The organism is Frankia sp. AgB1.9 (assembly GCF_016786355.1).
In the GTDB taxonomy this organism is placed as follows: domain Bacteria; phylum Actinomycetota; class Actinomycetes; order Frankiales; family Frankiaceae; genus Pseudofrankia.
The window spans coordinates 1-11687 of the sequence record NZ_JADWYX010000066.1 but is presented as its reverse complement, the minus strand read 5'-3'; the positions used below and the strand labels follow the sequence as shown (position 1 = coordinate 11687).

Here is an 11687-nt window from a genome sequence, read left to right as displayed (position 1 = left end):
TGGGCCGGCGGGAGGAGGCATTGGCCGCGACCGAGCAGGCTGTGCAGATCCGTCGGCGGCTGGCTGCGGCGAATCCGGCCGCCTTCGAACCCGACCTCGCCGGCTCCCTCGACAACCTCGGCGCCCATCTGTCTGTGCTGGGTCGGCGGGAGGAGGGGTTGGCCGCGACCGAGCAGGCCGTGGAGATCCGTCGACGGCTGGCTGCGGCGAATCCGGCCGCCTTCGAACCCAACCTCGCCCTCTCACTGAACAACCGCGGCGTCTTGCTGTCGGCGCTGGGTCGGCAGGAGGAGGGGTTGGCCGCGACCGAGCAGGCCGTGGAGATCCGTCGACGGCTGGCTGCGGCGAATCCGGCCGCCTTCGAACCCAACCTCGCCCTCTCACTGAACAACCGCGGCGTCTTGCTGTCGGCGCTGGGTCGGCAGGAGGAGGGGTTGGCCGCGACCGAGCAGGCCGTGGAGATCCGTCGACGGCTGGCTGCGGCGAATCCGGCCGCCTTCGAACCCGACCTCGCCCTCTCACTGAACAATCTCGGCGGCCGACTGTCGGGGGTGGGCCGGCAGGAGGAGGCATTGGCCGCGACCGAGCAGGCTGTGCAGATCCGTCGGCGGCTGGCTGCGGCGAATCCGGCCGCCTTCGAACCCGACCTCGCCGGCTCCCTCGACAACCTCGGCGCCCATCTGTCTGTGCTGGGTCGGCGGGAGGAGGGGTTGGCCGCGACCGAGCAGGCCGTGGAGATCCGTCGACGGCTGGCTGCGGCGAATCCGGCCGCCTTCGAACCCCACCTCGCCTTCTCACTGAACAACCTCGGCGTCGACCTGTTGGGGTTGGACGGCCCGTGGGAGGAGGCGTTGGCCGCGACCGAGCAGGCCGTGGAGATCTACCGGCGGCTGGCTGCGGCGAATCCGGCCGCCTTCGAACCCAACCTCGCCGTCTCCATCGACATCCTCGGCATCCATCTGTCGGGGCTGGGTCGGCGGGAGGAGGCGCTGAGAGCCGAACAAGAAGCGGCCCTGCTGAAGCGAGAAAGATCCTGAGCACAGCGGCCAAACACGGCCTCACGGATCGCAATCGATGCGTGCCGAGCGGTAGCGACGAGGAGCAGGCCGGACAGCTGAAAGGTTACCTGGCCAGTCAGGTGCCGCTGGGCCGGATGGGCCGCCCGGACGAGGTCGCGGACGCCGTGCTGTTCCTCGCCTCCCCGGCGAGCAGCTTCAGTACCGGCGCCGAACTCGACGTCGACGGCGGCCTCAACCAGATCTGAGCGCCGAACTGACGCGCGGCCACGTTCAGCGGGCGTCTGCGGACCCACCCGCTGCCGAGGCCGGTGGTCCGTCGGTTTCGGCCGGAAGCGTGATGGTCACCCGGGTGCCGCCGTCCGGGCCCTCGGAGACGCCGATTCTGCCTCGGTGGGCCTGGGCGATCTCGCGGGCGATCGCCAGTCCGAGACCGGCGGTGCCGCTGCCACGTTCGCGGCTCTGGTCGAGTCGGACGAACCGGTCGAAGATCCGCTCTCGGTCGGCCGACGGAATGCCCGGTCCGTCGTCGTCGATCACGATCTGGACCTCGTCAGCGGCGGTGGCTGTGACCCGAACCGCGGCCCGCGCGTACCGCACCGCGTTGTCGATGACATTGCGGAACAGCCGCCCGAGCTGGTCGGGGTTGCCGACGGTGACGACGCAGGGGGCGATCTGGAGGTCGACGTGGACCCCTGGGGCGCTTGCGCCCGCGGTGAGCTCGCGCAGAAGCGGTTCCAGCTCGACTCGCTTCCGGGCGCCGGAGAGCTGACGGTCGTCGGCCTTCGCCAGCACGAGCAGCTGGTGGATGAGTTCTTCGAGCCGCGACGACTGCTGTGCGGCACGCGCCGCGATGACAGGCCAGGGTGCCTGCTCGGGATGAGCGAGACCGACTTCCAGGGTCGTGCGGATCGCGGCGAGCGGGCTGCGCAGTTCGTGGGAGGCGTCGGCGACGAACCGCCGCTGTCTGGAGGCGGCGTCATCCAGCCGGTCGAGCATGTCGTTCATGGTGCGGGCCAGGTTCCCGATCTCGTCCGACGTGCCCGGGTCGGGAACCCGCCGAGAGAGGTCGACGGAGGTGATGTCGGTGACCGCGTGGCGGATCTTCTCGACCGGCCGCAGTGCCCGGCCCACGACCAGCCAGACGGCGACAGCGGCGAGAAAGAGGATGATCGGCAGGCCCAGCGCCAGGTGCCGCAGGAACTCGCTGTCGACCTGGCGGAGCAGGTCGGTCGACGTGCCGGTGAGAATGACCACCGGGTGTCCGGCGACGGTGGTCCGCAGGGCGATGACCCGGATCTCGCCGGGGATGACGCCATCGGCGGCCTTCTGGCGTACCGGGACGTCCGAGCCGGCCGGGAGCGCGTAAACGGCGGGCAGGCCGGCGAGGGCCTTGCTCGCGGCCAGTACGGTGCCGTCCGGCGCGAGGACCTGTGCCTCGGCGTTGGCGTCCAGGGTCGAGGACGGCAGCGGGCGGGGCCACGCTCCGGTCGGCGCCGACTGCACGATCTGGGCGGCGTAGGTACGCAGCTCTCCGTCGATCGTGCGGCGGATGGAGTGCATCTGCAGCAGGTACATGAACAGGACTCCGACCACCACGGCCGCTGTGATGGCGACGGCCGCGGTGGCCGTGACCCGGGCCCGCAGGGTGACCCCTCCGGGCCGAGGCCACACCCACCACCGCCGCGGAAGCGGACCGGCGCTCATCCGTCGTCGTCCGGGAACTCGTCCGCCGGGCTGCCGGACCGCTCGTCCGCCGGGTTGTCCGGCCCTGAGACGTCGGCCGGGATGAGGTAGCCCTCGCCGCGCAGGGTGCGGATGACCGGGTTGCCGGCGACGGGTTCGATCTTGCGCCGTAGCCGGTGCATGTGGACCTCGACCGCAGCCGGGCCGCCGTCGTAGGCCGGGTCCCAGCAGTGGTCGAGTAGTTCGGTCTTGGAGACCACCTGTCCCTGGCGGCGCATCAGGTGTTCGAGGACGGAGACCTCGCGGCTGGTCAGGTCCAGGACCAGGCCGCCGTGGCTGACGACGCGGCTGGCCGGGTCGAGGGTGAGGCCGGCGGCGGTGAGCACCGCCGGCCGCGCCCCGAGACCGCGACGGGTCAGCGCCCGCAGGTGCGCGAGCAACACGGCATACGAGAACGGTTTGGCCAGGTAGTCGTCGGCGCCGCTGTCCAGACCCTCGGCGTGGTCGAGGTCCTCGTCCATCGCGGTGAGCATCAGGATCGGGGTCCACCGTCCCTGCTCGCGCAGTTTCCGGCATACCTGGTAACCGTCCAGACCGGGCAGCATCACATCGAGGATGATGACGTCGTGGTCGGTTTCCTTCGCCTTCCACAGGCCGTCGGGCCCGTTGTAGGCGATGTCCACGACATATCCCTCAGCGCGTAGTCCCCAGGCCAGGGAATCGGCCATAGCCGGCTCGTCCTCGACGACCAGGACCCGCATTGGTCAAGCATCTCCCACCGGGAGCGCGATCCGCTCCCGGGCGTCGGCCTCGGTGGTCTGGGCCGGCAGGCGCAGCAGGCTCGCGATCCTGGCGGGCATCCACCAGTTCCAGGCGCCGAACAGCGAGACCAGGGCCGGGAGCAGCAGCATCCGGACCACGACGGCATCCAGCAGGACGCCGGCGGCGAGGCCCGCGGCGATCTGGCGCACGGTGATGTCGTTGGCCGTGGACAGCGACGCCAGGGCGAAGAAGAGGACGAGCGCCGCGCTGGTGACCAGCCGCCCGGTCCGTGAGATCCCCTCGATGATGCCAAGCCGGGTCGATCCGGACCGGTGATAGCCCTCGCGCACCCGGGTCAGGATGAACACCTCGTAGTCCATCGAGACGCCGAACAGGAATCCGAAGATCAGTACTGGGGCGAACGGGTCGATCGCCCCGTAGGAACGGGTTCCCCACAGCGCCTGCATTCCCCAGCCGTGCTGGAACACCAGCACCAGGATCCCGTAGGACGCGGCGACCGAGAGGACGTTCAGAACAACGGCCTTCAGCGGCAGCAGGATCGACCGGAGGCCACGCGCGAGGATCAGGAACGTCACCAGAGCCACGAGCACGAACAGCAGCGGGAACGCGCCATAGGTCGAATGGGCCTCGTCGATGCCCACCGCGGCCTCACCTCCGACCAGCGCGGTGCCGGGAACGGTGTGCCGGATGTCGGCCAGCGACGTGCCCCCGGTCGAGGTGCCGATCTCGTGCGCCGGCAGGGCGATGACGAGCGCACTACCGTCCACGTGCCAGGCCGCTCCCGTCGGGACGACCGCGCCTCGCAGGCTGGAGACCGTGTCGAGCGCGGTGACGATCCCGGCGGCGTCCGCGGCCCGTGGAACGTAGATCGGCGCCGCGGTGAGGGTGCCGCTGGGGAAGCCGTCCGTCCGCAGTGCCCGTAGCCCGTCGGAGTAGGGGCCCGCGCTGGCGAGCGCGCCGCTGGTCGGCTGGGAGATGTTGATGGTCGCGGCGACCCCGGCAAGCCCGCACAGAATTCCCAGGCCGACGACGGCTGCCGCGATCCGGTGGCGGATGACACGTTCCGCCCACCAGGTCCAGAAACGGCTGGTGGCGCCGGAGGACTTCCGGCGCGGCCAGTCCATCCGGGCACCGAGCTTCGAGAGCGTCACCGGCAGCAGCGTCAGGGCGACCAGCGTCGCGGTCGACGGGATGAACAGGCCCGAGATACCGATCCCGCGGACCACCGAGTTCGGCACGACGATCAGGGCGAACAGGCCGAGCGAGGCGATCAGCCCGCTGAACCACACCGAGTGCCCAGCCCGGCTGAGTGCCGTCCGGACCGCGTCGTCGTTCGACGCACCGGCGGCGCGTTCCTCACGCCAACGCGTGACGATGAGCAACGCGTAGTCGATCGACAGGCCCAGGCCCAGCAAAGCGACGATGTACTGCACGGACGGGCTCAACGGTGAGGACGCCGGCACGACGTAGGTCAGACCGTAGATCAGCAGCTGCATCGTCAGCACCGAGATCAGCGCCATCAGCAGCGGGAGGAGCGCCAGGAACGACCCGAAGACCCAGGCCAGCACGACCAGGGCGCCCAACGCCCCGATCAGCAGCTCGGTGAGAACGCTCGAGTTGCCCGACGTAGTGTTGCCGGCGGCCAACGCGATCAGGCTTGTTCCGTGCACGGTCAGTGCCGGAGCCGCGCTCTTTGCGGCCGCAGTCAGGGTGTCGATCATTTCCGGGCTGACGTCGTCGCCCTGCTGCGGCGGATAGGCCAGCACGATCGTGCTCGTGCCGCCATCGCCGACCAGGGTCTGGCTTCCGGTCGACGCGTAGGAGACCAGACGGACCGCCGGGGCCGCCGTCGCGATCCGCGCGTCGACCGCCCGCAGCTCGGCCGTCGCCGCCGGCGAACCAACCTTCTGCCCGGTCGGCAGGTTCAGCACCAGCACCCCGGGGTTGGACGTCGCCCCGCCATACCGCTTCGCGATCGCGACGTTCGCGGTGTAGGCCGAGCTGTGCACGTGGCTACCGCTCTTCAGCCGCCCCGACACCGACGGAGCCGCCAGGAGACCGAGCACCGTGATCGCCAGCCACACCACCCCGACGATCAATCGATGCCTGATCACCCATCGACCGAGCACATCCATCAAGGTCCTCCCGACAGCCCGCGCACCGCGCGACGCGATTGACATCGCGCCGGACGCTAGGGATCGGCACCTTTCCGGACGCTTACAGCGGGCTTCGCCGGGTTCCGCTGGTCACAGGTCGCGGAGCAGGTCGTCGCGTGAGGCAGTCCGGGCGGCGAGCTTGACCGTGCCCGGAGTCCGGGCCTAGGACGCGTGGATCGGCGCCACACCGGCCGCGGTGGTCTCGACCCGCCGCTTCTCCTGGGTGTGGGCGACGCTCACGAGGCCGAGCAGAAGCGCGAGCAGGGCTGTCGAGGACCCGAGGGTGCCGAGGGCGAGGCCTCCCTTTGAGGTTGGTTTCGTCAGGAAGTCGCCGACCGTCGCGCCGAGCGGGCGGGTGAGTACGAAGGCGATCCAGAACAGCAGCACGTTCGGTAGTACCGGAACGGGTTTGAGGGCCAGCAGCAGCCCGAGGAGCGCCAGTATGAGCAGTGCGCTTCCCGCGTAGCCGAGCCCGGAGCTGTCTGACAGGAAGTCACCCATGGAGGTTCCGAGGGTGTTCGACACGAGGATGGCCGACCAGAAGAGGCTCTCGCCGCGCAGCGAGTCGATGTCGCGGATCACGAAGGTCAGTCCAGTGCGCTTCCACGTGACGAAGATGACGATCAGAAGGGAGGTCAGGATCGCCGCGCCGACGGGGTAGCCCAGGCCGAGCCCCTGCGGCCCCCAGCCCAGTGAGCTGGTTCCCCTGGCCAGGTACTTTTCACTGGCGTCGCGATTCATGAAGTCGGAGATGGTGGTACCCGCCGTGCTGGTGGACAGGATGACGGTCCAGTAGAAGAACGGGTTGTAAGCCCTTGACTTCAACTGGACGGCGAGGGTGACCAGGAATACGAGAAACAGGACCCCTGTCGTCAGAAAGTATCCGAGACGAAGGGTCTGCGCGAACAGGTCGCCCGCGGTCTCGCCTAGCGTCGTGGCCGCAACCTTCATGACCCAGAAGGCCAGAGTGATCTCAGGAAGCTTCTTTACCGCATACCTGGCGCCGGCTGCGCCATACTGGTCGACTCTCGCGACCTTTTCCATCCTGCCTCCAGGGCACGGTTCGGACGGACCATTCGTGCCCGGAGTTGAGTACGTTAGTAACGGAAAATACGAACTCCGCGGTCCGTGCCGGACGCCCGGCGGACCGAATAGTAAGCGCGAAACGCCGCCGACGCGCGAGGCGCAGACGGACTTTTCGAGTCCATTTCAGATTGATTCAGGTGATCCGGCCTGCCCCCGGGACCGAGTCACCGAACTCGGCGGCACGGTGGTCATCGGTGCAGGTGTCGTGACGATCCGCGTCGTGATCGCCGACGACCACCGCATCGTCCGCGATGGGCTGCGCTACCTGCTCGGCCAGGAACCGGATATCGAGGTCGTCGGCGAGGCCGGGGACGGTCGGCAGGCGGTCAGCGTCGCCGCGGCCACCAGGCCGGCCGTGGTGCTGCTCGACCTTTACATGCCTTGTTGATCTGCAGGACCGCGTCCAAGCCGCGATCTTCGTCCTGCGGCACCAGACCGCTTGCCCATCGACGGAGCTGGGCTGATGGGCGTGCCTAACTTCCGCGCAGCTCGACCCGGCCGTGCGTGAGGACCGGGCGTCCGGCGCAGACCGCCTCGAAGGCATAGCCACGCCCACCAGCCTCGAAGACACCGATCCGCAGCTCCTCGCCGACGAACGCCGGCGAGGCGAACCGCACCGCGACTCGCCGGACCTGATCCGGGTCGCCCCCGGCCACCGCGTCGACGACGACCTGCGCGCCCAACGCCATCGTGCACAGGCCGTGCAGGAACGGCTGGTCGAATCCGCTGCGGCGGGCGGCCCCAATGTCGAAATGGTGGTCCGACCAGTCTCCCGACACCTCCGCGTAGCGGCGCGGCATCTCGGCATCGACTGTCGTCGTGTACTCCCCCACCAGGCGCCGGCGTGCGTCGGCGGGAAAGGCATGGTCGGGCAGGGGCGCCCCGGCCTGCGCGCAGCTGACGTTCAGGTAGACGGTCGTCCACAGCTGGTCGGCGACGACCTCGTCGCGCTCGTCCAACGTCGAATAGCGCAAGGTCACCAGAGCGTTCCGGCCGGCCGGCCGAGTCGCGAAGCGGTGCACCCAGGTCCGCAGCGGCTCGCCGGGAACCAGCGGTCGGTGCAGCACGACATCGTGTTCGCCGTGCACCCCGCCCGAAGCGGCCGCCAGCAGGTCCTGGCTGACCAGCGCCGAGCGGCCAGCCTCCTGCGCAGCCCAGATCTGGGTCACGATCGCGACCGCGGGCACCGCCAGGCCGGCCCGCGTTCGCTCCGACCGATCACCGGTGGCTTTGGCGTACCGACGGATCAGATCGGCGCTCAGACACCCCGGAAACGGGCCTATCGCATCCTCTACGAGAGCATCGGCGTCAGTCACAGCAGCGTCACTCCATCCCACGCGACGGTCGGCCCACGTCACAACGTGGCCGCGACCTGATGGGGACGCCACCGAATGCCGCCCGGTCCGGCGCCTCGCCGCCGCTCAGCAGGTGGCGCTCGGCGACGCGGACTGGCCGAAGTCGGCGCTGGTGCGGTCGACGACGAACCGTGCCTGTACCCGAGCATGCGCCGCCTCCGCGTCGCGTTGCTGCTCGACGGCCAACGCCACCTGTGGGACGGCCAGCACGAGGTCGAGCAGCCGCGCGTCGGCTTCATTGAGATCGGCGAGCGGCCGCGCGTCGAGATAGCTCAAGGCCGGTGCGAGCAGCTCCCTGACCGCGCTGTAGAACGCCTCAAGTTCCGGTGGACGGCTCCGCACTCGCAGGCCCACCCGCTGCCCGCGGGTACCAGCCGCCCAGAGGGCGGCGAAAGGCTCCAACGCCTCGAACCCGGGCGGGAGCTGGCCCTGGCTCATCGGATGTCGGTACGGGCCGGCACGGTGGAACGCCCCGTCAGGTAGGTCCGGACCATCTCGGCCACGTTCTCATGGAGTTGACGGCACACCGCTTCCTGCGCCCCGAAATAGATGTGTTCGAGCGCGCCCGAGCGCAGTCCTCGCTGATTTGCCTCGATGACCTCCACGTCCTCGACATGCACGTCCATGAGAGACGACGCGGTGTACTCGCGGCTGAACCGAGCCGAGGCCGAGGTGTCGTCGCCGGCCCGGTAGACCCGGACCACCAGCCGGGTGCGCTCGGTGTCGAGGGGCCAGAACTGCATGGTGAACGTGTTGAAGCCGCCCAACGGCTCGATGTAGAGGTTCGGGAACAGGTGAAAGAAGTCGAAGTTGCCGCGGCACGGCGCGTCGTCGGCCGTCGGCGCCGCCCGCATCGCCGTGGCCCGGACGTCGGAGAGCGCCGCCGCGGCCGGGATCCAGTGCGTCCCGCCGCCGTGGCGGCCGTGAAAACGGAAACTCGAGTTGTAGCCGAAGGGGTTCTCACGGGAGGTCGCCCGGCCGCCCGACGACGGCCGATGCACCCAGCGCACGTGGTAGTTCTCCTGGAAGTTGTGGGCGGCCGTCTTCCAGTTGGCCGCCACGTCGCAGGAGTACTGCTCGAAGTCGGTGAACCGGCCGAAGCCGATCCGTTCGAGGTCGTCGCCGAACGGGCCAAGCGACTCCCGGAGCGACTGCGCCGGCGCGGCGTCGAGATGGACGAACAGGAAGCCGGCGCAGGTGTCGACGGCGATCGGTCGCAGCCCACAGGCAGACCAGTCGAGATCGTAGAAACGCTTCTCGTCAGGTACGGCCCGCAGCGCGCCGTCGGTGCCGAAGTTCCACATGTGGTACCGGCAGCTGAACGATCGGGCCTCGCCGGCGTCCTCGGCGACCAGCTCGTTGCCGCGGTGCGGGCACACGTTGTGGAACGCGCGCAGTACACCGTCCGACGATCGGGTTATCAGCACGGATGCTCGGGCGACGCCGATCCGGCGGACGAGGAACGGGTCGGTTCCCGTGAGCTCGCTCACCCGCCCGACATGCAGCCAACTGCGTCTGAAGACGGCCTCCCGCTCCAGTTCGTGGTACTCACGATCGTAGTACGGAGCCGTCGGCACCGGTCCGGTCCCGAGGAACGCCAGTTCCTCGTTCGACACAGCCTGGAAAGATTCAGCGGCAGATAACATCGCGGGCCTCTCGTCGCCTTGTCATTGCCGAGCTTCCTGGAGGGGAACCGGCGTCACCGGACTCAGCTGCTCCGCCGGGAAAGCCCGCTCAAGCGCGTCCAGTGCGTTGCTCATGATGGTCCGGACCCGAGGTCCCACCGTGCTCGGTCCCTGCCCGCCGATCAGTCCGTCCTGAATGACGGTCTGTCGGAGGGCCAGTATGCCGGTCACCATCGCCGCGCCCGCCGCGGAGCCAGTCACCTCGGCCAGCGGCACCATCCAGGACAACAGAATCGACGCCCGCCGCGCGGTCAGCGCCGGCGACTGCCGTTCACAGACGGCCCGTTCGCGCAGCGCGTTCCACCAGCTGTCCTCAACCGACGCCCAGGGTAACGAACCCGCCAGTATCGGACTGTCGACGAGGAGCGGTCGAAGCGCCGTGGCGGACGAAGCAGGACCACGCACCGAGAGGGCCGTCACCAGTTCGTCACAGCTGGCCGGCTCGGCGTCGAAGAACATGTCCTCCTTGGCCCTGAAGTAGTTCAGGACGGTATTGACGGACACGTCGGCCGCGGCCGCGATCTCGACCAGCTTCACGTTCTCGAAGCCGTTTTGCTCGAACAGCCGCGTCGCGCCGGCGGAGATGCGCTGCCGGGTCTCGGTGCGTTTGCGCTCCCTGAGACCTGCCATGATCAGATCCCGACCCGTTGGGCCAACAGGTCGCGGTGAAACGCCGAGTCTCCGAACAGCAGCTGCGAGCTCTTGGCGCGCCGGAGATAGAGGTGCGCGGGATGTTCCCAGGTGAATCCGATCCCGCCATGCAGCTGGATGTTCACCCCGGCGCAGCGTACGTAGGCCTCGGAGCAGTAGGCCTTGGCGAGACTTGCCGCCACCTGCTGCTCGCCGCTGTCCGCGGCGGCGGTCCAGAGTCCGTAGTACGCCGCCGACCTGGCGCACTCGACGTCGACGAGCATGTTCGCGCAGGTGTGCTTGACGGCCTGGAACGAGCCGATGGCCCGGCCGAACTGGTGCCGGACCTTGACGTATTCGACGGCCATCTCCATGACCCGTGCCGCTCCCCCGACCTGTTCGGCCGCCAGTCCGACCGCGGCAAGATCGAGTACCCGGGACAGGACCGCCCAACCGCCGTTCTCGGCGCCGAGCAGCCGGGCGCGGACACCGGAGAACTTCAGCCGCGCCTGTTTCCGGGTGAGATCCATGGTCGCCATCGCCGTCGCGGCGAGACCTGGCGCCGCGCCGTCGACCACGAACAGACTCACGCCGCCGGAAGTCCGCGCGGCAACCACGAGGACATCGGCGCTACCGCCGTCGATCACGAAGCTCTTGTGGCCGTCGAGCGTCCAGCCGGCCGCCGAGCGGTTGGCACGCAGCGCGATGCCGCCTTCATCCCACCGGCCGTCGTCCTCGGTGAGCGCCAGCGTTCCTCGGAGCTGCCCCGACGCGAGGCCCGGCAGATAATCCGCCTTGGCCGCCTCGTCGCCGCTGTGCAGGAGGGCGTACGAGGCGAGCAGGACGCTGGAGAAGTACGGCGCGCACAGGAGTGCTCTGCCGGCCTCCTCCAGTACGACCCCGACCTCCGCGATGCCGCAACCGGCTCCGCCGTACTCCTCGGGGATCGCGAGGCCCAGTATTCCGAGGTCCTCGCCCATCTCCTTCCAGACCGCCGGGTCGAAGCCATCCGACGTCTCCATGAGGCGGCGGACGTCCGGCTCCGGAGATCGGTCCGCGAGGAAGCCGCGGACCACGGCCCGCAGCTCCTCCTGCTCGGTACTGAACGCGAAGTCCACGCCGATGTCTCCCGTGTCAGAGGGCTGGTCGCTGTCCGCCGCGATGTGAAGCTAGCTTAAGTCTTCGCGCTTATCAAGAAGTCTCTTGGTCGTTGGCTGGAACGCCGCCCCGGGGGGGGCGGGGCGGGGGGGGGGGGGGGGGGGGCCCCCCCCGCGCCCCCCCCCCGGGGCG

Annotated in this window: 12 protein-coding genes; 3 read left to right on the top strand and 9 right to left on the bottom strand. The window is 69.3% G+C overall.

The window, feature by feature from the left end; all coding sequences use genetic code 11:
- Positions 1–20 precede the first annotated feature (20 nt).
- Positions 21–1037 carry a tetratricopeptide repeat protein gene (locus I6A60_RS24525; RefSeq protein WP_203055701.1) on the top strand — a complete coding sequence of 339 codons (1017 nt, stop codon included), beginning with the start codon at positions 21–23 and terminating at the stop codon, positions 1035–1037.
- A gap of 41 nt (positions 1038–1078) precedes the next feature.
- A complete protein-coding gene (locus I6A60_RS24520) occupies positions 1079–1264 on the top strand; it encodes an SDR family oxidoreductase (protein WP_203020956.1) in 186 nt (61 codons plus the stop codon).
- A 25-nt stretch (positions 1265–1289) separates the two neighbouring features.
- Here the strand turns inward: I6A60_RS24520 and I6A60_RS24515 are convergent, their stop codons facing one another.
- The 4 genes from I6A60_RS24515 to I6A60_RS24500 all read right to left on the bottom strand — a co-directional run bounded on the left by I6A60_RS24515 (position 1290) and on the right by I6A60_RS24500 (position 6685).
- Positions 1290–2723, bottom strand: a complete 1434-nt coding sequence (locus tag I6A60_RS24515; protein WP_203020950.1) for a cell wall metabolism sensor histidine kinase WalK — start codon at positions 2721–2723, stop codon at positions 1290–1292.
- Entirely contained in the window at positions 2720–3463 is a 744-nt protein-coding gene (locus tag I6A60_RS24510) for a response regulator transcription factor (RefSeq protein ID WP_203020948.1), read from the bottom strand. The genes I6A60_RS24515 and I6A60_RS24510 overlap by 4 nt, the downstream gene beginning before the upstream one ends.
- 3 nt (positions 3464–3466) lie before the next feature.
- On the bottom strand, positions 3467–5620 hold the full coding sequence (locus I6A60_RS24505; protein ID WP_203020946.1) for an MMPL family transporter: 2154 nt from the start codon (positions 5618–5620) through the stop codon (positions 3467–3469).
- A 183-nt stretch (positions 5621–5803) separates the two neighbouring features.
- Complete coding sequence (locus I6A60_RS24500) at positions 5804–6685, bottom strand: hypothetical protein (protein WP_203020944.1); 882 nt, start codon at positions 6683–6685, stop codon at positions 5804–5806.
- Between the two features lie 34 nt (positions 6686–6719).
- On the opposite strand from I6A60_RS24500, the gene I6A60_RS24495 reads away from it, so the two are divergent.
- Positions 6720–7115, top strand: a complete 396-nt coding sequence (locus tag I6A60_RS24495; protein ID WP_307873845.1) for a response regulator transcription factor — start codon at positions 6720–6722, stop codon at positions 7113–7115.
- 85 nt (positions 7116–7200) lie between these two features.
- Here I6A60_RS24495 and I6A60_RS24490 read toward each other — a convergent pair whose 3' ends face one another.
- The 5 genes from I6A60_RS24490 to I6A60_RS24470 form a co-directional block, all read right to left on the bottom strand.
- Positions 7201–7896 carry a MaoC/PaaZ C-terminal domain-containing protein gene (locus tag I6A60_RS24490; protein ID WP_307873844.1) on the bottom strand — a complete coding sequence of 232 codons (696 nt, stop codon included), beginning with the start codon at positions 7894–7896 and terminating at the stop codon, positions 7201–7203.
- A gap of 252 nt (positions 7897–8148) precedes the next feature.
- Positions 8149–8520 carry a hypothetical protein gene (locus I6A60_RS24485; protein ID WP_203020938.1) on the bottom strand — a complete coding sequence of 124 codons (372 nt, stop codon included), beginning with the start codon at positions 8518–8520 and terminating at the stop codon, positions 8149–8151.
- Complete coding sequence (locus I6A60_RS24480; protein ID WP_203020936.1) at positions 8517–9698, bottom strand: aromatic ring-hydroxylating dioxygenase subunit alpha; 1182 nt, start codon at positions 9696–9698, stop codon at positions 8517–8519. The genes I6A60_RS24485 and I6A60_RS24480 overlap by 4 nt, the downstream gene beginning before the upstream one ends.
- Positions 9699–9749: 51 nt before the next feature.
- On the bottom strand, positions 9750–10397 hold the full coding sequence (locus tag I6A60_RS24475) for a TetR/AcrR family transcriptional regulator (RefSeq protein WP_203020934.1): 648 nt from the start codon (positions 10395–10397) through the stop codon (positions 9750–9752).
- A 2-nt stretch (positions 10398–10399) separates the two neighbouring features.
- The gene (locus I6A60_RS24470; protein WP_203020932.1) at positions 10400–11515 is read right to left on the bottom strand and encodes an acyl-CoA dehydrogenase family protein; all 1116 of its coding nucleotides are present in this window, start codon (positions 11513–11515) and stop codon (positions 10400–10402) included.
- Positions 11516–11687: the final 172 nt, after the last annotated feature.

Excerpts from the sequence above, each read along its gene's own strand:
- I6A60_RS24475 (WP_203020934.1), bottom strand. The coding sequence starts at position 10,397 with ATGGCAGGTCTCAGGGAGCGCAAACGCACCGAGACCCGGCAGCGCATC.
- I6A60_RS24485 (WP_203020938.1), bottom strand. The coding sequence starts at position 8,520 with ATGAGCCAGGGCCAGCTCCCGCCCGGGTTCGAGGCGTTGGAGCCTTTC.
- I6A60_RS24500 (WP_203020944.1), bottom strand. The coding sequence starts at position 6,685 with ATGGAAAAGGTCGCGAGAGTCGACCAGTATGGCGCAGCCGGCGCCAGG.
- I6A60_RS24510 (WP_203020948.1), bottom strand. The coding sequence starts at position 3,463 with ATGCGGGTCCTGGTCGTCGAGGACGAGCCGGCTATGGCCGATTCCCTG.
- I6A60_RS24515 (WP_203020950.1), bottom strand. The coding sequence starts at position 2,723 with ATGAGCGCCGGTCCGCTTCCGCGGCGGTGGTGGGTGTGGCCTCGGCCC.
- I6A60_RS24505 (WP_203020946.1), bottom strand. The coding sequence starts at position 5,620 with ATGGATGTGCTCGGTCGATGGGTGATCAGGCATCGATTGATCGTCGGG.